This is a genomic window from Pseudomonas sp. 8AS (genome assembly GCF_902506505.1).
In the GTDB taxonomy this organism is placed as follows: Bacteria; Pseudomonadota; Gammaproteobacteria; order Pseudomonadales; family Pseudomonadaceae; genus Aquipseudomonas.
On the sequence record NZ_LR733406.1, the window covers coordinates 1,082,167 to 1,106,226 of the forward strand.

18 protein-coding genes are annotated in these 24,060 nt (G+C 66.6%); 11 read left to right on the forward strand and 7 right to left on the reverse strand.

Annotated elements, in window-relative coordinates; genetic code table 11:
• Positions 1 to 22: 22 nt before the first annotated feature.
• Entirely contained in the window at positions 23 to 1,606 is a 1,584-nt protein-coding gene (locus GV001_RS05025) for a peptide chain release factor 3 (protein ID WP_160078550.1), read from the reverse strand.
• 435 nt (positions 1,607 to 2,041) lie between these two features.
• On the opposite strand from GV001_RS05025, the gene GV001_RS05030 reads away from it, so the two are divergent.
• From GV001_RS05030 to GV001_RS05070, 9 genes are all read left to right on the forward strand, one after another.
• Positions 2,042 to 3,205 carry a type III PLP-dependent enzyme gene (locus tag GV001_RS05030; RefSeq protein WP_160078551.1) on the forward strand — a complete coding sequence of 388 codons (1,164 nt, stop codon included), beginning with the start codon at positions 2,042 to 2,044 and terminating at the stop codon, positions 3,203 to 3,205.
• Between the two features lie 235 nt (positions 3,206 to 3,440).
• Positions 3,441 to 5,738 (forward strand): catecholate siderophore receptor Fiu, encoded by a 2,298-nt coding sequence (locus GV001_RS05035; protein ID WP_160078552.1) that lies wholly within the window; start codon positions 3,441 to 3,443, stop codon positions 5,736 to 5,738.
• 62 nt (positions 5,739 to 5,800) lie between these two features.
• Positions 5,801 to 6,478, forward strand: coding sequence for a Fe2+-dependent dioxygenase (locus tag GV001_RS05040; RefSeq protein WP_160078553.1), 678 nt, complete (start codon positions 5,801 to 5,803; stop codon positions 6,476 to 6,478).
• 2 nt (positions 6,479 to 6,480) lie between these two features.
• The gene (locus tag GV001_RS05045; RefSeq protein WP_160078554.1) at positions 6,481 to 7,587 is read left to right on the forward strand and encodes an alpha-hydroxy acid oxidase; all 1,107 of its coding nucleotides are present in this window, start codon (positions 6,481 to 6,483) and stop codon (positions 7,585 to 7,587) included.
• A gap of 106 nt (positions 7,588 to 7,693) precedes the next feature.
• The gene (locus tag GV001_RS05050) at positions 7,694 to 10,066 is read left to right on the forward strand and encodes a sulfite reductase flavoprotein subunit alpha (protein ID WP_160078555.1); all 2,373 of its coding nucleotides are present in this window, start codon (positions 7,694 to 7,696) and stop codon (positions 10,064 to 10,066) included.
• 141 nt (positions 10,067 to 10,207) lie between these two features.
• A complete protein-coding gene (locus tag GV001_RS05055) occupies positions 10,208 to 10,951 on the forward strand; it encodes a 5-oxoprolinase subunit PxpA (RefSeq protein ID WP_160078556.1) in 744 nt (247 codons plus the stop codon).
• Positions 10,948 to 11,625, forward strand: a complete 678-nt coding sequence (gene pxpB / locus GV001_RS05060) for a 5-oxoprolinase subunit PxpB (protein WP_160078557.1) — start codon at positions 10,948 to 10,950, stop codon at positions 11,623 to 11,625. The genes GV001_RS05055 and pxpB overlap by 4 nt, the downstream gene beginning before the upstream one ends.
• On the forward strand, positions 11,622 to 12,542 hold the full coding sequence (locus GV001_RS05065) for a biotin-dependent carboxyltransferase family protein (protein WP_160078558.1): 921 nt from the start codon (positions 11,622 to 11,624) through the stop codon (positions 12,540 to 12,542). The genes pxpB and GV001_RS05065 overlap by 4 nt, the downstream gene beginning before the upstream one ends.
• Positions 12,543 to 12,742: 200 nt before the next feature.
• On the forward strand, positions 12,743 to 13,885 hold the full coding sequence (locus GV001_RS05070; protein ID WP_160078559.1) for an ABC transporter substrate-binding protein: 1,143 nt from the start codon (positions 12,743 to 12,745) through the stop codon (positions 13,883 to 13,885).
• A gap of 15 nt (positions 13,886 to 13,900) precedes the next feature.
• Here GV001_RS05070 and GV001_RS05075 read toward each other — a convergent pair whose 3' ends face one another.
• The 6 genes from GV001_RS05075 to GV001_RS05100 all read right to left on the reverse strand — a co-directional run bounded on the left by GV001_RS05075 (position 13,901) and on the right by GV001_RS05100 (position 20,760).
• Positions 13,901 to 14,872, reverse strand: a complete 972-nt coding sequence (locus tag GV001_RS05075) for a peptide ABC transporter ATP-binding protein (protein ID WP_160078560.1) — start codon at positions 14,870 to 14,872, stop codon at positions 13,901 to 13,903.
• Positions 14,869 to 15,858 (reverse strand): ABC transporter ATP-binding protein, encoded by a 990-nt coding sequence (locus GV001_RS05080; RefSeq protein ID WP_160078561.1) that lies wholly within the window; start codon positions 15,856 to 15,858, stop codon positions 14,869 to 14,871. The genes GV001_RS05075 and GV001_RS05080 overlap by 4 nt, the downstream gene beginning before the upstream one ends.
• Positions 15,859 to 15,868: 10 nt before the next feature.
• Positions 15,869 to 16,780, reverse strand: a complete 912-nt coding sequence (locus tag GV001_RS05085; protein ID WP_160078562.1) for an ABC transporter permease subunit — start codon at positions 16,778 to 16,780, stop codon at positions 15,869 to 15,871.
• Positions 16,781 to 16,792: 12 nt separating this feature from the next.
• Positions 16,793 to 17,803, reverse strand: coding sequence for an ABC transporter permease subunit (locus GV001_RS05090; protein WP_160078563.1), 1,011 nt, complete (start codon positions 17,801 to 17,803; stop codon positions 16,793 to 16,795).
• Between the two features lie 138 nt (positions 17,804 to 17,941).
• Complete coding sequence (locus tag GV001_RS05095; RefSeq protein ID WP_160078564.1) at positions 17,942 to 19,543, reverse strand: ABC transporter substrate-binding protein; 1,602 nt, start codon at positions 19,541 to 19,543, stop codon at positions 17,942 to 17,944.
• A 503-nt stretch (positions 19,544 to 20,046) separates the two neighbouring features.
• Positions 20,047 to 20,760: an SIMPL domain-containing protein gene (locus GV001_RS05100; protein WP_160078565.1), complete on the reverse strand. Its 714-nt coding sequence runs from the start codon at positions 20,758 to 20,760 to the stop codon at positions 20,047 to 20,049.
• Positions 20,761 to 21,349: 589 nt separating this feature from the next.
• Between GV001_RS05100 and GV001_RS05105 the strand changes: the two genes are divergently transcribed.
• Positions 21,350 to 23,650, forward strand: a complete 2,301-nt coding sequence (locus GV001_RS05105; RefSeq protein ID WP_160078566.1) for a PqiB family protein — start codon at positions 21,350 to 21,352, stop codon at positions 23,648 to 23,650.
• Between the two features lie 91 nt (positions 23,651 to 23,741).
• On the forward strand, positions 23,742 to 24,050 hold the full coding sequence (locus GV001_RS05110; protein WP_160078567.1) for a PepSY domain-containing protein: 309 nt from the start codon (positions 23,742 to 23,744) through the stop codon (positions 24,048 to 24,050).
• Positions 24,051 to 24,060 lie beyond the last annotated feature (10 nt).

The window sequence follows — 24,060 nt, forward strand, 5'->3', positions numbered from 1 at the left end:
GCTCTCGTAGGGTGCGCCGCGCTTAGTGGTGTTCGCGGGTGGCGCGGAATTTCACGTCCGGCCAGCGCTCTTCCATCAGGCTCAGGTTGACCCGGGTCGGCGCCAGGTAGGTGAGGTGACCGCCGCCGTCGACCGCCAGGTTCTCGAAGGCCTTGTCCTTGAATTCCTCGAGCTTCTTCTTGTCGTCGCACTCGATCCAGCGCGCCGACCAGACGTTGATCGCCTCGTAGGCGCACTCGACCTTGTATTCCTCCTTGAGGCGGCTGGCGACCACGTCGAACTGCAGCACGCCGACGGCGCCGAGGATGATGTCGTTGTTGCGCTCGGGGAAGAACACCTGGGTGGCGCCTTCCTCGGCCAGTTCCTGCAGGCCCTGGCGCAGCTGCTTGGATTTCAGCGGGTCCTTCAGGCGCACGCGGCGGAACAGTTCAGGGGCGAAGTGCGGGATGCCGGTGAAGCCGAGCACCTCGCCTTCGCTGAAGGTGTCGCCGATCTGGATGGTGCCGTGGTTGTGCAGGCCGATGATGTCGCCGGCATAAGCCTCTTCGAGCATCTCGCGCTCGCTGGAGAAGAAGGTCAGGGCGTCGGCGATGCGCAGGTCCTTCTTGATCCGCACGTGGCGCATCTTCATGCCTTTCTCGTATTTACCGGAGCAAATGCGCATAAAGGCGATGCGGTCGCGGTGTTTCGGGTCCATGTTCGCCTGGATCTTGAACACGAAGCCGCTGAACTTCTCTTCCACCGGTTCCACGGTGCGCTCGTTGGCCACCCGCGCCAGCGGTTGCGGCGCCCAGTCGACCACCGCGTCGAGCACGTGGTCGACGCCGAAGTTGCCCAGCGCGGTGCCGAAGAACACCGGGGTCAGCTGGCCGGCGAGGAATTCCTCCTGGTCGAACTCGTGGCAGGCGCCCTGCACCAGTTCCAGCTGCTCGATGAAGCGCTCGTACTCGTCGCCCAGGTGGCTGCGGGCCTCGTCGGAGTCGAGGTGCTGGATGATCTTGACCTCGGTGCGCTCGTGGCCGTGGCCCGGGGTGTAGACGATGATGTAGTCGTCCTTGAGGTGGTAGACGCCCTTGAAGTCGCGGTAGCAGCCGATCGGCCAGGTGATGGGCGCCGCCTTGATCTTCAGCACCGCCTCGATCTCGTCGAGCAGTTCGATCGGGTCGCGGATGTCGCGGTCGAGCTTGTTGATGAAGCTGACGATTGGCGTATCGCGCAGGCGGCACACGTCCATCAGGGCGATGGTGCGCGGCTCAACGCCCTTGCCGCCGTCGAGCACCATCAGCGCGCTGTCCACCGCGGTCAGGGTGCGGTAGGTGTCTTCCGAGAAGTCTTCGTGGCCGGGGGTGTCGAGCAGGTTGATCATGTGCTCGCGGTAGGGGAACTGCATCACCGAGGTGGTGATGGAAATGCCGCGCTGCTTCTCCATCTCCATCCAGTCGGAGGTGGCGTGGCGGTCGGACTTGCGCGACTTCACCGTACCGGCCACGGCAATCGCCTTGCCCATCAGCAGGAGCTTCTCGGTAATGGTGGTCTTGCCGGCGTCGGGGTGGGAAATGATGGCGAACGTACGGCGTTTGGCGACTTCTGCGGCCTGGATGGTCATGCTCGGGGAACCCGTCGACTGATAGTCGGTCTGTCAAAAAAGGCGGCGATTATAACGGGAAACGCGGGCTGCGCGGCGCCCGGCTGGCGCACAGGGCCGGCGCGGCTTTGTGCAGCATTCCTGACGTTTTGTTGAGGATTAGAAACAGTCAATCAGTCAGGCGACAATCGGGGGTAAAACGGCGGCAATTTTTGATTGATCTCGGGCCCCCATGGTCCTAAAGTTCGCGCCCGAACGTCCATGCTGGAAACGATCCATCCGGCTCAAGTACTGACGACGAGAGGTTGCAGGCCCTTCAGGCCGCAATCCTCGGCGACATGCCTTGGGAAGTAGGCGAACCAAAGTGGGGAAACGGATTAGACGTTCGCGGCTCTTCGACGAGCCATCATCCCTGTTAAGCACCCATAGCTTGCCTTACCCATTTGGAGTTCCTGCATGCCGATCAAGGTCGAAGACTACTACCCGCGCGAAACCTTCCAGAAGATGAAGGCCTTCGCCGACAAGCACGAAACCCCCTTCGTGGTGATCGACACCGCGATCATCGGCCAGGCCTACGACGACCTGCGCGCCGGTTTCGAGTTCGCCAAGGTGTACTACGCGGTCAAGGCCAACCCGGCCGTCGAGATCATCGAGCTGCTGCGCGACAAGGGTTCCAACTTCGACATCGCCTCCATCTATGAGCTGGACAAGGTGCTGGCCACCGGCGTCGGCCCGGAGCGCATCAGCTACGGCAACACCATCAAGAAATCCAAGGACATCCGCTACTTCTACGAGAAGGGCGTGCGCCTGTACGCCACCGACTCCGAGGCGGACCTGCGCAACATCGCCAAGGCCGCGCCGGGCTCGAAGGTCTATGTGCGCATCCTCACCGAAGGCTCGACCACGGCCGACTGGCCGCTGTCGCGCAAGTTCGGCTGCCAGACCGACATGGCCATGGACCTGCTGATCCTCGCCCGCGACCTGGGTCTGGTGCCCTACGGCCTGTCCTTCCACGTGGGTAGCCAGCAGCGCGACATCTCCGTGTGGGACGCGGCCATCGCCAAGGTCAAGGTGATCTTCGAGCGCCTCAAGGAAGAAGACGGCATCGAGCTCAAGCTGATCAACATGGGTGGCGGCTTCCCGGCCAACTACATCACCCGCACCAACAGCCTGGAAACCTACGCCGAGGAAATCATCCGCTTCCTCAAGGAGGACTTCGGCGACGACCTGCCGGAAATCATCCTCGAGCCGGGCCGTTCCTTGATCGCCAACGCCGGCGTGCTGGTCAGCGAAGTGGTGCTGGTGGCGCGCAAGTCGCGTACCGCCGTGGAGCGCTGGGTGTATGTGGACGTGGGCAAGTTCAGCGGCCTGATCGAAACCATGGACGAGTCGATCAAGTTCCCGATCTGGACCGAGAAGAAGGGCGAGATGGAAGAGGTGGTGATCGCCGGGCCGACCTGCGACAGCGCCGACATCATGTACGAGAACTACAAGTACGGCCTGCCGCTCAACCTGTCGATCGGCGACCGCCTGTACTGGCTGTCCACCGGCGCCTACACCACCAGCTACAGCGCGGTGGAATTCAACGGCTTCCCGCCGCTGAAGGCCTACTACCTGTAAGCAGTGTGTCAGCTGAAGAACCCCGCCCATCGGCGGGGTTTTTTGTGCCTGCGATTCAGCGCAGGGCGGGCTCGGCGCCGGGCTTGTAATTTAACGAGAATTGTTTTCAGTAAGTATTGCCACGGTAAATGTAAATTATTATCATCTTGCCCGCTTTAGATCATCCCCCCTCTCGCCACGGCCAATACAGAGCCATCACAGGGAGTCGGGGCATCTTTCAAATTGGGGAGAGACCATGTCCATTCGTAGCCGCAAGCATCACAAGAGCAGCCAGCTCGCCGCGCTGATCGCCGCCGCCGTTCCCGCCATGGCGTTCGCCGCCCAGGGCGACAGCGTGCAGGAAGAACTGAGCCTGCCGGCTACCAGTGTGACCTCTGCCGCCGAAGTGCCTTACAAGGCCACGCGCAGCGCCAACGACAAGATGACCGAGAACCTGCTGGACACCCCCAAGACCGTGCAGGTGATCAAGAAGGAAATGCTCCGCGAGCAGGGCGCCAGCAGCCTGATGGAGGCGCTGCGCAACACCCCCGGCATCACCATGCAGCTGGGCGAGAACGGCAACACCGCCGCCGGCGACACCTTCATGATGCGCGGCTTCTCCACCCAGACCTCGACCTTCGTCGACGGCATCCGTGATCTCGGCGCGGTCAGCCGCGACGTGTTCAACATCGAGCAGGTGGAAGTGGTCAAGGGCGCGGCCGGCTCCGATATCGGCCGGGGCGCCTCGTCCGGTTACATCAACCTGGTGTCCAAGCTGCCGACCCTGGAAGACAGCATCAGCGGCACCCTGGGCTACGGCACCGCGGACAAGGCGGCGCTGACCGCCGACATCAACCAGACCCTGAACCAGGGCTCGGCGCTGCGCCTGAACCTGATGCGCAGCGACGGCGGCGTCGACGGCCGCGACTACGTGGAGAACAGCAGCTACGCTGTGGCGCCGGCTCTGGCCTTCGGCCTGGATGGCGCTACCCGGCTGTATATCTACAGCCAGCACGTGCGCCAGGAAAATGTGCCGGATGGCGGTATCCCGACCATCGGCATGGACGGTTTCTACAATGCCGATGCCCGCTTGAATCGCGGTGGCAAGGTCGACGAAGAAAACTTCTATGGCAGCACTGGCGACTATGAGGATGTCGAGGCGGACATGCTTACCGTCAAGCTGGAGCACGATCTGAATGACGTGACTACCCTGCGCAACACTTCGCGCATCGGCAAGAGCAGTATGGATCGAGTGCTGACCGGCCCCAGCGGTGCAACTAATCCTCCGTCTCTGTTGGCGCCTCAAGCGGATCCGTCAACCTGGACTGTTGCACGCTCGCGTCAACTGACCGACCAGGAAAACGAGATAGCTGCCAACCAGACCAACCTGAGCACCGAGTTCTTCACCTTCGGTCTGCGCAATACCCTGGCCACTGGTGTCGAGTTCATGCGCGAGAGCCAGCGTACCGAGGGCGGTTCAACTTCGGTGACGAACATTGACGGGGTCGGCTATCCAGGCACGGCGTTGCCGCCGGCCAACCTGTATGACCCCAGCGCTCATGACGTCATGATCAAGCCGTTCAAGACCGGTGCCTACAGTGACGGCACCACCGAAACTGCGGCCTTTTATGCTTTCGATACGCTGCATTTGAATGAACAGTGGTCGGTTAATGCCGGTGTGCGTTTTGAGCACTATACGACCGATAGCAAGGGGTTAAATCTGGGGCCGAATCAGTGTGTTGCCAATTGCAGCCTTACACCTTTCAACTTGAATGATTCGGGCGACCTGACTAGCTGGAACAGCGGTGTTGTTTTCAAACCAGCCGAAAACGGCAGCATCTACCTGTCCTATGCCAACTCGCTGACTCCACCTGGTAGCGCCAACTTCGCCCTGTCCACTTCCGAGAACAGCGACAACCAGCCGAACCTGGACCCGCAGGAAACCGAGCACGTCGAGCTGGGTACCAAGTGGGACCTGCTGGATGCTCGCCTGAACCTGACCGCCGCGGTGTACCGCACCGAGAACAGCAACCAGGTGTCCTACGATGCGCTGAGCGACAGCTACCAGCAGGACGGCAAGATCCGCGTGACCGGCGTCGAGCTGGGCATGGTCGGGCAGATCACCAACTTCTGGCAGGTCTCGGCCGGTATCGCCAGCATGGACAGCGAGCAGCTCGATCAGGTCAGCCGCAGCAATGCGGGCGTGATCACCGAGAACACCGGCGTGCGCTGGTCGCCGGACCTGACCGCGACCCTGTGGACCTCCTACACCCTGGGCGACTTCACCCTGGGCGGCGGCGCGCGCTACGTCTCCGACCAGGACCGCCTGATCGCCGAGGGCGCCGACCGCAGCACCACCAACATGCCGGAAATCCCGTCCTACTGGGTGGCCGATGCCATGGCCGCCTACCGGGTGAACGAGAACCTCAACCTGCGCCTGAACCTCTACAACCTGTTCGACGAGGAGTACATCGCCACCCTCAACAACAGTGGGGCACGGGCCGTGCTGGGCACGCCGCGCTCGGCGATGATGACCACCGAGTTCAGTTTCTAACCGGCCGTCACCCCTGGGAAGCCCGCGCAAGCGGGCTTCCTGCGTTGTGCGAGGAGAGCACCATGCTGCTACATATCCCCCAGGTACTGAGCAAGGCGGAAGTCGCCACGCTGCGCGCCGAACTGGCCGCCCACGACTGGGTCGATGGCGCGCACACCTCCGGCGCCCAGGCCGCCCAGCTCAAGCACAACCTGCAGTTCCCGGCCGACTCGCCGGCCTTTGCCGGCCTGTCGCAGCGCGTCGCAGATGCCCTGGCGCGGCACCCGCTGTTCGTCTCGGCGGCCTTGCCGCGGCATATCCTGCCGCCGATGTTCAATTGCTACCGGGGCGGCGGGCAGTACGGCAACCATGTGGACAACGCCCTGCAGCGCGACCGCTTCAGCGGCCTGCAGGTGCGCACCGACGTGTCGACCACGGTGTTTCTCAGCGAACCCGAGGAATATGAGGGCGGCGAGCTGATCGTCGAGGACACCTACGGCGAGCACGAGGTCAAGCTGGCCGCCGGCGACGCCATCCTCTATCCCTCCACCAGCCTGCACCGGGTCGAGCCGGTCACAGCCGGGGCGCGCATCGCCGCCTTCCTCTGGACCCAGAGCCTGGTGCGCGATGCCTGGCAGCGCAAGCTGCTGTTCGACCTGGACATGAGCATCCTCAAGCTGCGCGGCCAACTGGGCGATACGGAGGAAGTACTCGGCCTGACCAGCACCTATCACAACCTGCTGCGCCAGTGGGTGGAGTGAGCATGGAGCGTCTGCCGCCCCTGAGTGCGATCCCCGCCGACCTGGTCTCGGCCGCCGACTACCAGCGTTATGCCCATCAGCGCCTGGACGAAAATGCGCTGGCCTACCTGGAGGGCGGCGCGGCCGATGAGCTGACCTGCCAGGCCAACCTGCAGGTCTGGCAGGACTGGGCCCTGCTGCCGCGCATGCTGCGCGATCTGCGCGGCGGCCATAGCCGTTGCCGCCTGCTGGGGCAGGAGCTGCAGCACCCGATCCTGCTGGCACCGGTGGCCTACCAGCGGCTGTTCCATGCCGAGGGCGAGCTGGCCACGGCCATGGCCGCCGGGGTGATGGGCGGTGCGGCGGTGCTCAGCTCGTTTGCCTCGACCTCTCTCGAAGCGGTCGCCGAGGTGGCCCAGGGCCCGCTGTGGTTCCAGCTGTACTGGCAGGGCGATGGCGAACGCACCCTGGCGCTGGCCGAGCGGGCGGCTGCCGCCGGCTACCGGGCGCTGGTGCTGACCGTGGATGCGCCGGTGAGCGGCGTGCGTAATCGCGAGCAGCGCGCCGGCTTCCAGCTGCCCGACGGAATCCGTGCGGTGAATGTGGAGGAGGCGTTGCGTCTGCCCGAGCTGCAGCCGGGGCAAAGCGCGGTGTTCGACGGCCTGCTGGCGCTGGCGCCGCGCTGGGATGAGGTGGCCTGGTTGTGCCGGCACAGCCCGCTGCCGGTGCTGCTCAAGGGCATCCTGCACCCGCAGGACGCCCAGCTGGCCCTGCAGGCCGGTGCCGCCGGGGTGATCGTCTCCAATCACGGCGGGCGGGTGCTGGACAGCCAGTTGCCGGCGCCGAAGATGCTGCCGGCCATGCGCCAGGCCGTGGGGCCGCAGGCCCTGCTGCTGGTCGATGGCGGTATCCGCCGCGGCAGCGACGTGCTCAAGGCCATCGCCCTGGGCGCCGATGCGGTGCTGATCGGCCGGCCCTATGTGCATGCCCTGGCCACGGCCGGGGCGTTGGGGGTGGCCCATCTGCTCAAGCTGCTGCGCGAGGAGCTGGAGGCGAGCATGGCCCTGTGCGGTTGCCGCGAGCTGGCGCAGATCACCCCCGAGCTTCTCCTGCGCGTGCGCGACCTGTGACGGCGAGCGCCAAGGTAAAGGCTGGGTAAACCCCAAGCAGATGCAAATGCTTCCCAACTAAACTGTGCGCCGATCCGGGCGTGGCCTGCTGAGCAAGGTGTTTGTCGTGTTCAAGAAGATTGTTTTCCAACTGCACTGGTTGTTCGGCATCACGGCCGGCCTGGTGCTGGCGGTGATGGGCATTACCGGTGCGCTGTACGCCTTCGAGGGCGAGATCCTGGGTGCCCTCAACCCCGAGGTGCTCAAGGTCGAGGTGCGCGAGTCGGGCATCCTGGCGCCGGCCGAGCTGGTGGCGAAGATCGAGGCGACCGAGGGCAAGAGCGTCGTCGGCCTGTGGGTCGATCAGCGCGATGGCCGTGCCGCGCGGGTGTTCTTCACCCCGCCAGCCGGTGAGCGCCGCGGGCCGATGCGCTTCTTCGACCCCTACAGCGGCGAGCTGCTCGGCGAGCCGAGCGGCCAGGCGTTCTTCGGCCTGATGCTGCAGCTGCACCGCTTCCTGGCCATGGGCGAAACCGGCAAGCAGATCACCGCGGCCAGCACCCTGGCGCTGGTGTTCTTCTGCCTGTCCGGGCTGTACCTGCGCTGGCCGCGCCAGGCGCTGAACTGGCGCGCCTGGCTGACCCTCGACTGGGCGAGGAAGGGCCGTGCCTTCAACTGGGACCTGCACGCAGTGTTCGGTACCTGGTGCCTGCTGTTCTACCTCTGCGCGGCGCTGACCGGTCTGTACTGGTCCTACGACTGGTACCGTGACGGCCTGACCCGCCTGCTCTCCGACAGCCCGGCCGGCCAGCAGGGCGGCAAGCCCGGCGAGCGTCGCGGCGGGCGTGGCGAGGCACCGTCCGGGCCGCCGCCGACGGTCGACTACGACGCCGTGTGGCACAGCCTGCAGCAGGCCGCCGGTCCGCAACTGGTGGCCTGGAACCTGCGCCTGCCAAGCGTGGCCGGCGCGCCGGCGATGGTGTTCTATCTGCTGGAGGAGGCCGTCCACCCGCGCGCCCTCAACCAGCTCAGCCTCGACCCGCTCAGCGGCCAGGTCAAACAGCACGAGCGCTACGGCGACAAGAGCTTCAAGGCGCAGCTGCTGGCCAGCGTCTATGCCCTGCATGTCGGCGAGTACTTCGGCCTGCCCGGGCGCATCCTGATGGCCGTGGCCACGGGCCTGATGCCGCTGTTCTTCATCACCGGCTGGCTGCTCTACCTCGACCGCCGGCGCAAGCAGCGCGCGACCCGCGCCGCCCGCGGTACGCTGGCGGCGCAGGGCGGCGCCGAGAGCTGGCTGATCGGCTTCGCCAGCCAGAGCGGCCTGGCCGAACAACTGGCCTGGCGCACCGCCGGGCAGCTGCAGGCCGCCGGCCTGGCGGTGCAGGTGCAGCCGCTGGCCCGCGTCGATGAACAGGCGCTGCAGCAGGCCAGTCGCGCGCTGTTCGTGGTCAGCACCTTCGGCGACGGCGAGGCGCCGGACAACGCCCGCGGTTTCGAGCGCAAGCTGCTCGGCAGCCAGCTGGCCCTGGGCGAGCTGAGCTACGCCGTGCTGGCCCTGGGCGATCGCCAGTACCAGCAGTTCTGCGGCTTCGCCCGCCGCCTGCACGCCTGGCTGGACCTGCAAGGCGCGCGCAGCCTGTTCGCCCCGGTGGAAGTGGACAACGGCGACCAGGCCGCCCTGGCCAGCTGGCAGCAGCGGCTCGGCGAGCTGACCGGCGCGGCCGTGCTGGCCCCGGTCGAGCAGCCGTTCGGCGAGTGGCGCCTGCTCGGCCGCGAATGCCTGAACCCCGGCAGCAGCGGCGCGCCGACCTTCCTGGTGCGCCTGCAGACTCCGGCGGGCGGGCACTGGCAGGCCGGCGACCTGCTCGAAGTGCTGCCCAACAACGACGCGGCCCTGGGCGTGCGCGACTACTCCATCGCCTCGCTGCCGAGCGACGGCGCGCTGGAGCTGATCGTGCGCCAGCAGCGGCGCAGCGACGGCAGCCTGGGTCTCGGTTCCGCCTGGCTGTGCGTCGAGGCCGAACTCGGCGCGCCGCTGCTGGCGCGGGTGCGCCGCCATGCGGGCTTCCATGGGCCGCAGGAAGACCGCCCGCTGCTGCTGATCGGCAACGGCAGCGGCCTGGCCGGGCTGCGCGGCCTGCTCAAGGAGCGCATCGCCGCCGGCCGCTCGCGCAACTGGCTGCTGTTCGGCGAGCGCAACGCGGCCCACGACTTCTACTGCCGCGACGAGCTGCAGGGCTGGCTGGCGCGGGGCGAGCTGGCGCGCCTCGACCTGGCCTTCTCCCGCGACCAGGCGGCCAAGGTCTATGTGCAGGACCGCCTGCGCGAGGCGGCGGGCGAAGTCCAGCGCTGGGTCGCCGAAGGCGCCGCCATCTACGTCTGCGGCAGCCTGGAGGGCATGGCCGGCGGGGTCGACCGGGTGCTGCGCGAGCTGCTCAGCGGCGAGCGGCTCGACCAGCTGCAGGAAGCCGGGCTGTACCGCCGCGACGTGTATTGAGTCGCAGAGCCGTAGGATGGGTTGAGGCGCGCAGCGCCGATACCCATCGCGCATGTCGGGATGGGTATCGCTGCGCTCAACCCATCCTACGGCCTGCTGCCGGGCTAGGCGCCGGCGCCCGGCGGCTCTAAGCTTGGCGATATGAACAGAATCCTCCTCAACTGCGACATGGGCGAGAGCTTCGGCGCCTGGCGCATGGGTAACGACCTGCACGCCATGCCGCTGATCGACCAGGCCAACCTGGCCTGCGGTTTCCACGCCGGCGACCCGCAGATCATGCAGCACAGCGTGGCCCTGGCGGTGCAGCATGGCGTCAGCATCGGCGCCCATCCGTCCTACCCCGATTTGCAGGGCTTCGGTCGCCGCCACCTGGCCTGCTCGGCCGAGGAGGTCACGGCCCTGGTGCTGTACCAGCTTGGCGCGCTGGATGCCTTCTGCCGCGCGGCCGGCACCCAAGTGGCCTACGTCAAGCCGCATGGCGCGCTGTACAACGACCTGGTGCGCGACGACGCCCTGTTCACTGCCGTGCTGCAGGCCTGCGCCAGCTACCGCGCGGGCTTGCCGCTGATGGTCCTGGCCCTGGCCGACAACAGCCGCGAGCGGCGCCTGGCCCAGGCGGCCGGGGTGCCCCTGCTGTTCGAGGCCTTCGCCGACCGCGCCTACCTGGCCGACGGCCAGCTGGCGCCGCGGCGCCTGGCCGGGGCGGTGCACCAGGACGGCGCGCGCATCCTCGAACAGGCGCTGGCCATCGCTCGCGGTGAGCCGTTCGCCGACATCGACGGCCGGCCCCTGCAGCTGCGCGCCGACAGCCTCTGCGTGCACGGCGACAACGCCGAATCGCTGGCCGTGTTGCGGCGTTTGCGGGCCCAGCTGGACGCCGCATGATCCGCATTGAGCCGGCCGGCGCCGAAGCCCTGCTGCTGGTGCTGGCCGAGGCGCCGGACGCGCAGTCGGCGCAGCGTCTGGCCCTGCTGGCCGCACGCATCCGCGCCGAACTGGGGCCGCTGCTGAGCGATCTGGTGCCGGGCTGGACCAGCCTGCTGCTGCACTACGACCTGCTGCGTACCGACCACCTGCAACTGGCCGCACGCCTGACCCCGCTGCTCGAATGCTGGCTGGCCGAGCCGCTGGCGGTCGAGGCGGGGCGCCGGCACGAGATCCCGATCTGGTACGCCGGCGCGGATCTGGCCGAGGTGGCACGGGCCTGCCGGCTGAGCGTCGCCCAGGTGATCGAGCTGCACGCGGCCGGCGAGTACCGGGTCGGCGCCATCGGCTTCGCCCCGGGCTTCGCCTATCTGGGCGAACTGGATGAGCGCCTGCAGTTGCCGCGCCGGGCTACGCCGCGCACCGAGGTGCCGGCCGGCAGCCTGGCCATCGCCGAGCGACAGACGGCGATCTACCCGCAGGCCTCGCCTGGCGGCTGGCACCTGCTCGGCCTGTGTCCCTGGCGCCTGTTCGATGCCGGGCGCACGCCGCCCTGTCCCTTGCAGCTGGGCGACCGGGTGCGCTTCGTGCCGATCGACGCCGCCGCCTACCGCGCGGCGGGCGGTCCGCCATGAGCGGCCTGCGGGTGCTGCGCGGCGGGCCGCTGAGCCTGCTGCAGGATGGTGGCCGGCGCGGCTGGCAGCACCTCGGCGTCTCGCCCGGCGGGGCGCTGGACGAGCAGGCCGCGGCCTGGGCCAACCGCCTGCTGGGCAATCCCTGGGGCACGCCGCTGCTGGAAGTCGCCCTGGGCGATGTCGAGCTGCGTGCCGAGGTCGATACCTGGCTGGCGCTGACCGGCGCCGAGCTGCCGGCCAGCACCGATGGCCGGCCGTTGCCGGGCTGGGCGCGCTTTGCCCTGCGCGCCGGGCAATGCCTGCGCCTGGGTTTTGCCCGCAGTGGCCAGCGCGCCTACCTGGCGGTGGCCGGCGGCTTTCGCGCCGCGCCGGTGCTGGGCAGCATCAGCAGCCAGGTGCGCGAAGGCCTGGGTGGCCTGGACGGGCAGGGCGGCAAGCTGGTCGCCGGCGACCTGCTGCCCTGCGCCGCCGCGCACTTCACCCGCGCCGCCAGCGTGCCCTGGCGCTACCGGCCCGACTACCGGGCTGCGCCGCTGCTGCGGGTGATCATCGGCGGCGATGCGCCGGCCTTTGCCGAGGCGCAGCTGCAGGCGTTCTTCGCCCAGCCCTGGCAGCTCAGCGCGCAGTCCGACCGCATGGGCGCCCGTCTGCAGGGCGAGCCCTTGCGCGCACCGCTGCGGCAGTGGTCGCAGGGGGTGAGCCGCGGCGCCATCCAGGTGCCGCCCGATGGCCAGCCGATCATCCTGCAGGCCGATCACCAGACCATGGGCGGCTATCCGTTGCTCGGCTGGCTGCATCCGCTGGATCTCTGGCGCCTGGCGCAGTGCCCGGCGCAGCAGGCGCTGCGTTTCACCCCGCTGGGCCTCGGCGAGGCCCAGGCGCAGTTGCGCCAGTTCTACCGCTTCTTCCGCGGCTGAGCGCCTGCCGCAAGCGTTGCAACAGATTGCCGGGCGGCATGCGCCTCGTGCAGTTTGTGCCGGCTTCAGCCAGACTGACAAAATTCGTCGGCCGGGATGCCGCGCGTGTGCGCCCCCGGCTTAAGTCCGTCCCCAGAGGAATGCACAGTCTTGCCTGGCCCCAGTCGTCACCCCGTATGCGCAATCCTGGAGTTTTCCTGATGGGGCGCCGGAAGCTCTGCCGGCTGGCGTTGGTTGCCGGCCTGCTGCTGGGCGCCGTTGCCGTCCGGGCCGAGCCCGGGGTGACGGCCGGCGCGGTGCGGGTGGGCATGGTCAACGCCCTGAGTGGCCCGGCTGCCGGGCTGGGCAGCGGCATGAAGGCCGGCGTGCAGGCCTACTTCGACAGGGTCAATGCCGCCGGCGGGGTCAACGGGCGCCAGCTGGTCCTGATCAGCCGGGACGATGGCTACGAGCCGGCGCGCAGCGCGGCGATCACCCAGCAGATGATCGACTCCGGCAGCATCTTCGCCCTGCTCGGCTATGTCGGCACGCCCACGTCCAGGGCCGCCATGCCCATCGTCCTGCGGGCCGAGGTGCCCTACCTGTTTCCCTTTACCGGCGCCGAGGCGCTGCGCTCGCCGGTACACCGCTGGGTATTCAATGTGCGCGCCTCCTACTTCGACGAAACCGAGGCAATGGTCGAGCGCATGACCCGCGACCTGGGTATCGAGCGCATCGCGCTGCTGATGCAGGACGACTCCTTTGGCGAGACGGTCAAAGGCGGGTTGCTGGGGGCCTTGCACAAGCGCCGGATGCACATCCTGGCGGAGGCGCGGATCCGGCGCAATTCGCTGGAGGTTGCCCCGGCCGTCGAGGCCTTGCACCGGGCAGAGCCGGACGCCATTTTCTTCGTCGGTACCTACAAGCAGCTGGCGACGGCCATCAAGCAGGCCCGGGCGCTGGGCAGCAAGGCGCGCTTCTTCACGGTTTCGTTCATCGGCACCGAGAATTTCATCGCCGAGGCCGGTGCGGATGGCGACGGGGTTTATATCAGCCAGGTCATGCCGTCGCCGCAGGATGCCTCGCAGGCCCTGATCAGGGATTATCGGCGCGACATCGCGCACGCCGACATCGGCTACACCTCGCTGGAGGGCTATGTCGGGGCGGCCGTTTTCGTCCAGGCCCTGCGCCAGGCCGGCGCCGAGCCGACGCGGGCGAACCTGATCAATGCCCTGGAGTTCCTCGGCGCGGACCTCGGCGGCTTCAGGGTCGAGTTCTCGCCGATCGATCACCAGGGCTCCGATGCGGTCTTTCTCACCCGTATCCAGGCTGGCAAGGCCATGCCGGTCGAGGCTGTCGATTAACCCGCCGCGACGGGCTCAGGCATTGATGCGTTCGGCGTGATGGCAGGCCACTTGCCGCGCCTCCAGCAGGCGCAGTGGCGGCACCTCGCTGCGGCAGCGCGCGCTGGCGTGCGGGCAGCGCTGGTGGAAGGCGCAGCCGGGCGGCGGGTCGAGCGGATTGGGCAGTTCGCCGACTATCTTGATCTTCGGCTTGCTCGGGTCCGGGTGGATGGTCGGCGTGGCCGACAGCAGGGCCTGGGTGTAGGGGTGCAGCGGGCGCTGGTAGATCGCCTCGCTGGGGCCCATCTCCACTGGGCGGCCGAGGTACATCACCAGCACGTCGTCGGCCACATGGCGCACCACCGCCAGGTTGTGCGAGATGAACACATAGCCGGTCTGATACTGCTCCTGCAGGTCCATAAACAGGTTGAGCACCTGGGCCTGGATCGACACGTCCAGCGCCGAAGTCGGTTCGTCCGCCACCAGCACCTTGGGGTTGAGCATCATCGCCCGGGCCAGGGCGATGCGCTGGCGCTGGCCGCCGGAGAACATGTGCGGGTAGCGCTGATAGTGCTCGGGACGCAGGCCGACCTGCTGCATCATCGCCTGCACCCGCTCGCGGCGTTCGGCCCGGGACAGCGGCGTGTTGATCAGCAGCGGCTCGGCCAGCTGGTCGCCGATCTTCTGCCGCGGGTTGAGCGAGGCATAGGGGTTCTGGAACACCATCTGCACGTCGCGGCGCAGCTGCCTGCGCTGGGCCTTGTCGGCGCCGGCGACTTCCTGGCCGGCGATCTGCAGGCTGCCGGCGCTGGGCTGCTCGATCAGGGTCAGGGCGCGGGCCAGGGTCGACTTGCCGCAGCCGGACTCACCGACCACGGCCAGGGTCTTGCCGGCGCTCAGCGAGAAGGACACGCCATTCAGGGCCCGCACCAGGGCGGCGGGTTTGAACAGGCCACGCGAGACTTCGTAGTGGCGGGTCAGCTCGCGGGCCTCGAGGACGATGCTCATCGGGCCACCTCCGGGCTTGGATTATGAGGCAGGTTGAGGGGGTAGAAGCAGCGCACCGCGCCGCGCGCGTGGGCTTCCAGGGCCGGGCGCTGGGCGCGGCAATGCTCCTGGGCGTACGGACAGCGCGGTGCCAGCAGGCAGCCGGTGGGGCGGTCGTAGCGCCCGGGCACTATGCCGGGCAGGGTGGCCAGGCGTGCGGCGCCCAGGCTGTGTTCGGGAATGGCCCTGAGCAGGGCTTCGGTATAGGGGTGGGTCGGCGCATCGAACAGCGCCGGCACCTGGCCTATCTCCACGGCCTGGCCGGCGTACATCACGCACACCCGGTCGGCGGTTTCGGCGACCACGGCCAGGTCGTGGGTGATCAGCACCAGGCCCATGCCCTGATCGCGTTGCAGGTCGAGCAGCAGGTCCATGATCTGTGCCTGGATGGTCACGTCCAGGGCCGTGGTCGGCTCGTCGGCGATCAGCAGCTTGGGTTCGGCGGCGATCGCCATGGCAATCGCCACGCGCTGGCTCATGCCGCCGGAGAGCTGGTGCGGGTAGGCATCCAGGCGGCTGGCGGCGGCGGGGATCTCCACCCGTTCCAGCAACTGCAGGGCGCGGGCGCGGGCGGCCTGGCCCTTGAGGCCGAGGTGTTGGCGCAGCACTTCCTCGATCTGGAAGCCCACGGTGTAGCTGGGGTTCAGCGCCGTCATCGGGTCCTGGAAGACCATCGCCAGGTCCTTGCCGACGACAGTCCGGCGCTGCCTGCCCTTGAGCTTGAGCATGTCGTGGCCGTCGAAGCGCAGGCTGCTGGCGCTGACGATGCCGGGGGCGTCGATCAGGCCCATCAGGGCCAGCATGGTCACCGACTTGCCGGAGCCGGACTCACCGACTATGGCCAGCACCTCGCCCTTGTCCACGGCCAGGTCGAGGCCGTCGACCACCGGGATGGCCGCGGCATCGCCGAAGCGCACGCTGAGGTTGTGGATATCGAGCAGGCTCATGCCGGGCTCCTCACTGCGCATTCTTCAGTTTCGGGTCGAGCGCGTCGCGCAGCCCGTCGCCCATCAGGTTGATCGCCAGCACGCTGAGCAGGATGGTCAGCCCCGGCAGCGACACCACCCACCAGGCGCGCTCGATGTAGTCGCGCGCCGAGGCCAGCATGGTGCCCCACTCGGGAGTGGGCGGTTGCACGCCGAGGCCGAGGAAGCCCAGGGCGGCGGCGTCGAGGATGGCTGAGGAGAAGCTCAGGGTGGCCTGCACGATCAGCGGTGCCATGCAGTTGGGCAGCACGCTGACGAACATCAGGCGCAGGGTGCCGGCGCCGGCCAGGCGCGCGGCGGTGACGTAGTCGCGGCCCAGTTCGCCCAGCACCGCGGCGCGGGTCAGGCGCACATAGGACGGCAGCGACACCACGGCGATGGCGATCACCGTGTTGAGCAGGCCGGGGCCGAGGATGGCGACGATGGCCACCGCCAGCAGCAGCGAGGGCAGGGCCAGCATCACGTCCATCAGGCGCATGATCGAGGGGCCGAGCAGGCGCGGGAAGAAGCCGGCGGTGAGGCCCAGCAGCACGCCGGGCAGCAGCGACAGGAGCACTGAGGTCAGGCCGATCAGCAGCGACAGGCGCGCACCATGGATCAGGCGCGAGAGCAGGTCGCGGCCCAGCTCGTCGGTGCCGAGGAGGAACTGCGCCTGGCCGCCTTCCAGCCACACCGGTGGCGTGAGCAGGGCGTCGCGGAACTGCTCGCTGGGGGCGTGCGGCGCGACCCAGGGGGCGAACAGTGCGCAGAACAGGATCAGCAGCATGAACGCGAGGCCGGCGACGGCGCCCTTGTTGTGGGCGAAGGCCTGCCAGAATTCCTTCAGTGGCGAGGGGTAGAGCAGCGCCTGGTCGGCGCCGGGCAGTGCGGTGGATTGGCTCATGTCCGGGCCTCCTTAACGTTGATGGCGGATGCGTGGATTGACCAGGCCGTAGAGCACATCCACGACGAAGTTGACCAGGATCACCAGGCAGGCGATCAGCAGGATGCCGTTCTGCACCACTGGGTAGTCGCGGGCGCCGATGGCTTCGATCAGCCATTTGCCGATGCCCGGCCAGGAGAAGATGGTTTCGGTCAGCACGGCGCCGGCCAGCAGGGTGCCGACCTGCAGGCCGAACACCGTGAGCACCGGAATCAGCGCGTTGCGCAGGCCGTGGACGAACACCACGCGCGCCGGCGACAGGCCCTTGGCGCGGGCGGTGCGGATGTAGTCCTCGCGCAGCACTTCGAGCATGGCCGAGCGGGTCATCCGCGCGATCACCGCCAGGGGAATGGTGCCCAGCACGATGGCCGGCAGGATCAGGTGCCGGAGGGCGTCGACGAAGGCGCCTTGCTCCTCGCTGAGCAGGGTATCGATGAGCATGAAGCCGGTGACCGGGGTGATGTCGTAGAGCAGGTCGATGCGCCCGGACACCGGGGTCCAGCCCAGGTACACGGAGAAGAACATGATCAGCAGCAGGCCCCACCAGAAGATCGGCATGGAATAGCCGGCCAGGGAAATGCCCATCACCCCGTGGTCGAACAACGAGCCACGCTTGAGCGCGGCGATCACCCCGGCCACCAGGCCGAGGCTGCCGGCGAACAGCAGGGCGGCCAGGGACAGCTCCAGGGTCGCCGGGAACAGGGTGATGAATTCGCACCACACGCCTTCGCGGGTGCGCAGCGATTGGCCCAGGTCGCCCTGGGCGAGCTGGCCGATGTAGTCCAGGTACTGCGCCGGCAGCGGCTTGTCCAGGCCGAGGCGGTGCATGGCTTCGGCATGCATCTGCGGGTCGACCCGGCGTTCGCCCATCATCACTTCCACCGGGTCGCCGGGGATCAGGCGGATCAGGGCGAAGGTCAGCAGGGTAACGCCGAAGAAGGTGGGGATCAGCAGCCCCAGGCGTCTGGCTATGAAGGACAGCATGGTGTGTTGCTACTCCGCATCGATCGGCTTTGCGCGTCCGGGTGGACGGCGCGAACCTATGGCGTGCGCCCTGGCGAGGGGCGCAGGATGCCAGTTCGGCCGGGAGCCCCGCCAGTGCGGGGCACGCCGGCCAAGCGCTTACTTGCCGACGCTGACGCCGTAGAAGGAGTTGAGCGCGAACGGGCTGATCTTGAAGTCCTGCACGTTCTTGCGCATCGGTTGGTACACGGTGGAGTGGGCGATCGGGGTGATCGGCACCTGGGCCTTGAGGATGTGCTGGGCCTGCTTGTACAGGGCGGTGCGCTCGGCCACGTCGGTGGTGCGCTTGGCCGCCTGGACCAGCTTGTCGTAGGAGGCGTCGCACCACTTGGAGAAGTTGTTGCCGTCCACCGCATCGCAGCCGTACAGGGTGCCCAGCCAGTTGTCCGGGTCGCCGTTGTCGCCGCTCCAGCCGATCAGCATGGCGTCATGCTCGCCACCCTTGGCGCGCTTGAGGTACTCGCCCCACTCGTAGCTGACGATCTTGGCCTGGATGCCGACCTTGGCCCAGTCGGCCTGCAGCATTTCGGCCATCAGCTTGGCGTTGGGGTTGTACGGGCGCTGCACCGGCATGGCCCACAGGGTGATCTCGGTGCCTTCCTTGACGCCTGCGGCCTTGAGCAGGGCCTTGGCCTTCTCCGGGTCGAAGGCCGGGTCCTTGATCGTCTCGTCGTAGGACCACTGGGTCGGCGGCATGCCGTTCACCGCCAGCTGGCCGGCGCCCTGGTACACGGCGTCGATGATCGCTTGCTTGTTCACCGCCATGTCCAGCGCCTGGCGCACTCCCAGCTTGTCGAACGGCTTGTGGGTGACGTTGTAGGCGATGTAGCCGAGGTTGAAGCCGGCCTGCTCGGGCATGGCCAGGTTCGGGTCCTTTTTCAGCGACTCCAGGTCGGCCGGGCGCGGAAACAGGGTGATCTGGCATTCGCCAGCCTTGAGCTTCTGCATGCGCACCGAGGCATCGGTGTTGATGGCGAAGATCAGGTTGTCGATCTTCACGTCTTCCGGCAGCCAGTAGTCCTGGTTGCCGGTGAAGCGGATCTGCGCGTCCTTCTGGTAGCGCTTGAACACGAACGGCCCGGTGCCGATCGGCTTCTGGTTGATGTCGGCGGCCTGGCCGGCCTTGAGCAGCTGCTCGGCGTACTCGGCGGACTGGATCGAGGCGAAGCTCATCGCCAGGTTCTGGATAAAGGCCGCGTCGACATTGTTCAGGCTGAACTTGACCGTCATGTCGTCGAGCTTTTCCAGCTTGGCGATATTGGCGTCCATGCCCATGTCGGTGAAGTAGGGGAACTCGGCGGGGTAGGCCTTACGGAACGGGTGCTCCTTGTCGAGCATGCGCTGGAAGGTGAACAGCACGTCGTCGGCGTTGAATTCGCGAGTCGGCTTGAAGTACGAGGTCGAGTGGAACTTCACCCCGGGGCGCAGGTGGAAGGTGTAGCTGAGGCCGTCTGCGGCGATATCCCACTTCTCGGCCAGGCCGGGGACCACGGCGGTGCCGCCACGCTCGAACTGGGTCAGGCGGTTGAACAGGGTTTCCGCGGCGGCATCGAAGTCGGTGCCGGTGGTGTACTGACCGGGGTCGAAGCCGGCGGGGCTGCCTTCGGAGCAGAACACCAGGTTGCTGGCGGCGCTGGCAAAAGGTGCGCAGGCGATCAGCCCGGCGGCGAGAAGTGTCTGGATGACGGCGTTTTTACGCATGTTGACCTCAGGTTTGTTGTGGTTGTCATCGTGAGGAGCACCTTGTGGGCGCTTGCGCGAAACCATGCACGGCATATGCCGGGCGGCAACGTTAAGCCGGGATCAGTGTAGAAGACGGGGGGAAGCTGTAAGTCGGTGTCGCATTTTTACAAATCGGGCGGTGGTTGCCCTGGCTGGTCGCTACCCACGGAGTCACCGCAGGTAACGGCCCGTGCACAGATTGAGAGCCTGTTTGGGGTCTTTTGAGCTAGAGCCAGGCAAGGCGCAACGACCAGCGGGAGTAACAGCCGCAGGCTGGCCCGAAGGGTAAGCGCCAGCGAATAAATCGGGCGAGGGCGCGGAGTTTACGAGCTGTAAATGAGCAGTACTCGTTTCACTCGCCCTCCGGGTCGCGCTGAAGCGCGTTAGCCGCAAGCGGCTTGCCGAGCCCAATTGATCAGCCTGCGGCTGTTACTGCGTTGCAACGCAGCATGGCCGACGATCAAGAGATCCGAGGCAGGTTCTCAGGGCATCTGTACCTCGATCACCCCGTCTGCCGCCATGCTCACCTTGCTGCTGCCGGCCTCGATCTGTTGTGCCGGGGCGCTCTTGCTGAAGCTGCCGCTGTCCATGGCCATGGCGCGCATCGGCTGCACCGGCTGGAAGCCGCCGCTGTTGAGGTTGAGGCTGACCAGCTTGTAGCCCTTGCCACCCAAAGCTTCGGTGGCCAGCTGGGCGCGGGCCTTGAAGGCGGCCACGGCTTCCTTGATCAGCGCGTCTTCGCTTTTCTGCCGGGTCTCGTCGGCCACGGCGAAGCTCATCTCGGCCATCTTCAGCTCGCCGAGCAGGTCGGCGCTGAGCTGCGCCAGGGGCGCGAAGTCGGCGCTTTCCAGGCGCACTTCGGCACGCTCGCGCCAGGCGCTGATCTTCTTGCCCTCATCCTCGTATACCGGGTAGCTGTGCCGGCTGCCCAGGCTGACCTTGACGTCCTTGACCCGGCGCGCCCGTTCGACGGCCTGGTTCAGGGTCTGGGTCATGGCCGCGGCCAGCTTGCCCGGATCCCTGTCCTGCGCCTCGCTGTAGAGGGTCACGAACATGCGGTCGTGGGCCACTTCCTGGCCGACTTCGGCGCGCAGGGCGACCTGGTTGTAGCGGGCCTCTTCGGCTTGGCTCGACAGGCTGGTCAGGGCGATGACGCCGAACACCAGGGTGGCGGCGATACGGTTGAGCGTGTGCATGGGAACTCCTTGTGCTGGATTGTCCTAGGGTAGACGTTGCCTTCTGACCACTCGGGTTAACCGAGGTTGCATCGGCGCTGCAGGGTGCCCGGCCTGGCCTCCGGGCCTGCGGCGAGTTGCCGCAGGCCCGGAGGCCAGGCCGGGCACCCTGCAGCGCCGATGCAACCTCGGTTAACCCGAGTGGTCAGAAGGCAACGTCTACCCTAGGACAATCCAGCACAAGGAGTTCCCATGCACACGCTCAACCGTATCGCCGCCACCCTGGTGTTCGGNCCATCCCGAACTCAGTAGTGAAACGACGCATCGCCGATGGTAGTGTGGGGCTTCCCCATGTGAGAGTAGGTCATCGTCAAGCTCCTATCCCAAACCCCCGATCATCGTAAGATGGTCGGGGGTTTGTCTTTGGGCGACAAAAACTGATTGGCACTGTTGAACCGGGACGCCGGTGCTGCTTCCTGCCTTGCCATACCTTATGCTTCATTGCTCTACTCAAGCTCATGCAGGCAGGCTTGGTGGTCTGCCGACTGTTGCTTCTGCGGGGGCGTTTCCCCAGCCCTAGTTTGTTCTGGAATGGAGTCTGATCTCGATCATGACCGAGCTGAATACAGCCAAAACCCGCCGCACCACCAACTGGTCGGCTATTTGGGTCTTACCGCTGATTGCCTTGCTGATCGGCGGCTGGCTCGGTTGGCGTGCCTACAACCAGGCTGGCATCGAGATTCAGGTGTATTTCCCCAGCGGCGACGGGATTCAGGCCGGCAAGACCGAAGTGATCTTCAAGGGCATGCCGATTGGCAAGGTGGTCGGTCTGGAGATTGATGACAGCGGCAAGCTGCGCGGGGTGCGCGCGAGCATCGAGATGGACAAGCGGGTCGAGCGGCACCTGCGCAGCAATACCCGCTTCTGGCTGGTCAAGCCGAGTGTCTCGCTGGCTGGCATTACCGGTCTGGAAACCCTGGTTTCCGGTAACTACATTACCGCCAGCCCCGGCGACGGCGAGCCGGCACGCGAGTTCACCGCACTGACCGAGCCGCCACCTCTGGCGGATACTGTTCCTGGCTTGCACCTCACGCTCAAGGCGGACCGGCTGGGTTCGCTGAATCGCGACAGCCCGGTGTTCTACAAGCAGATCCAGGTCGGCCGGGTGAAGAGTTATACGCTGGGCGAGGATCAGAGCACGGTCGAGGTTAAGGTATTCATCCAGCCGGAATATGCCTCCCTGGTACGCAAACACACGCGCTTCTGGAACGCCAGCGGCATGACCATCGACGCCGGTCTTTCCGGCGTCAAGGTGCGTACCGAGTCGCTGGCAAGCATCGTCGCCGGCGGCATCGCCTTCGCCACTCCAGAGCACCGCAAGGACAGCCCAGCCACAGATCCTAGCCTGCCGTTCCGGCTTTACGAAGACTTCGATGATGCCCAGGCAGGCATCAAGGTCGCCCTCAAATTGCGCGACTTTGAAGGCCTCGAACCGGGTCGTACGCCCGTGATGTACAAGGGCATCCAGGTTGGCTACATGAAGACCTTCAAGGTTGACGAGGATCTTACCGGCGCCAGCGTGGAGCTGATGCTGGATCCGCGTACCGAAGACTATCTGGTCGAAGGCACCGATTTCTGGATGGTCAAACCTTCGATTTCGCTGGCCGGTATCACGGGCCTGGAAGCCCTGGTCAAGGGGAACTACATCGCCATTCGCCCGGGGGAGAAGGGCGCTGCGCAGCTGCGCGAGTTCGTCGCCCGGGACAAGGCGCCGCCCCTGGACCTGGGCGCGCCTGGACTGCACCTAGTGCTGTTCAGCGAAAACCTGGGCTCGCTGGAGGTGGGCAGTCCGATCCTCTATCGCCAGGTCAAGGTCGGCAGCATCCAGAGCTATCAGTTCGCCCGCGACCAGAAGCGGGTCGTGCTGGGTGCGCATATCGAGCCCGAGTACGCCAATCTGGTGAACAGCTCGACGCGCTTCTGGAATGCCAGCGGCATCCGCCTCACGGGCGGGCTGTCGGGGATCGAGGTCAAGAGCGAGTCGCTGCAGAGCCTGCTGGCCGGTGGCGTGTCTTTCGATACTCCGGATCTGAAGGCGCCGGTCAACCGCAAGATCCAGCGCTTCACCCTGCATGACGACCGCGAGAGTGCGCTGCAGGAGGGCGTGGCGATCCAGATCAAGGTGGGCAGCGGTGACGGCCTCAATCCGGGTACGCCGATTCGCTACAAGGGGCTGGAGGTCGGCAAGATCGAAACGGTGGAACTGACCGAGGATCTGCAGGCCGTATTGCTCAATGCGCGGATCACCAAGGCATCCGCACGGATTGCCAGCGTCGGCAGCTCTTTCTGGGTGGTCAAGCCGGAGCTGGGGCTGGCGCGTACCGCCAACCTGGAAACCCTGGTCAGTGGCCAGTACCTGGAAGTTCAGCCGGCGGACAAGCCGGGCAAAGCCCAGAGCTATTTCGAGGCCCACGCGGAGGCACCTACACGCGGCGTGAGCGAGACCGGCTTGCGGGTGGTGCTGAGCACCGCGCGGCGCGGCTCGATCAAGCCTGGGGTGGTGGTCAGCTACCGCGAGGTGCCGGTAGGCAAGGTGACTCATTTTGAACTGGGCCCGACTTCCGACCGGGTGCTGGTCCATATCCTCATCGAGCCGCGCTATGCGCCCCTGGTGCGCAGCGGCAGCCGGTTCTGGAACGCCAGTGGCATCGGCGTGGAAGCCGGGTTGTTCAAGGGGGTGAAGGTGCGTACCGAGTCGCTGGAGGCCTTGCTCGAGGGGGGGATCGCCTTCGCCACCCCGGACAACCCGCAAATGGGCGGCCCGGCCAGGCCGGGGCAGACCTATGCGCTGAACGATGAAGTCAGCGAAGAGTGGCTGAAGTGGGCGCCGAAGATCGTGCTGGACAAGTGAGGCGAGGAAGACGGGCGGATTCAGTTTGAGTTAAGTCGACTTGGCTATCTTGGTTCCTGTCGAAACCAACTACCTCTAGCGAAGACCGAACATGAACAAGCTGACTGCCCTGTTTGCCATCACCGCCCTGGCCGCCACTGCCGGTTTTGCCCAGGCCCGCGATCTGGGGCCGGACGAAGCGCTGAAACTGCGCGACGCCGGCACCATCCAGAGCTTCGACAAGCTCAACGAAGCCGCCCTGGCCAAGCATCCTGGCAGCAAGGTCGAGGAGACCGAGCTGGAAGAGGAATACGGCCGCTACATCTACCAGGTCGAGCTGCGCGACGCAAAGAACGTGCAGTGGGACCTGGAGCTGGACGCCACCACTGGCCAGATTCTCAAAGACCATCGCGACGATTGATCGATCGCCA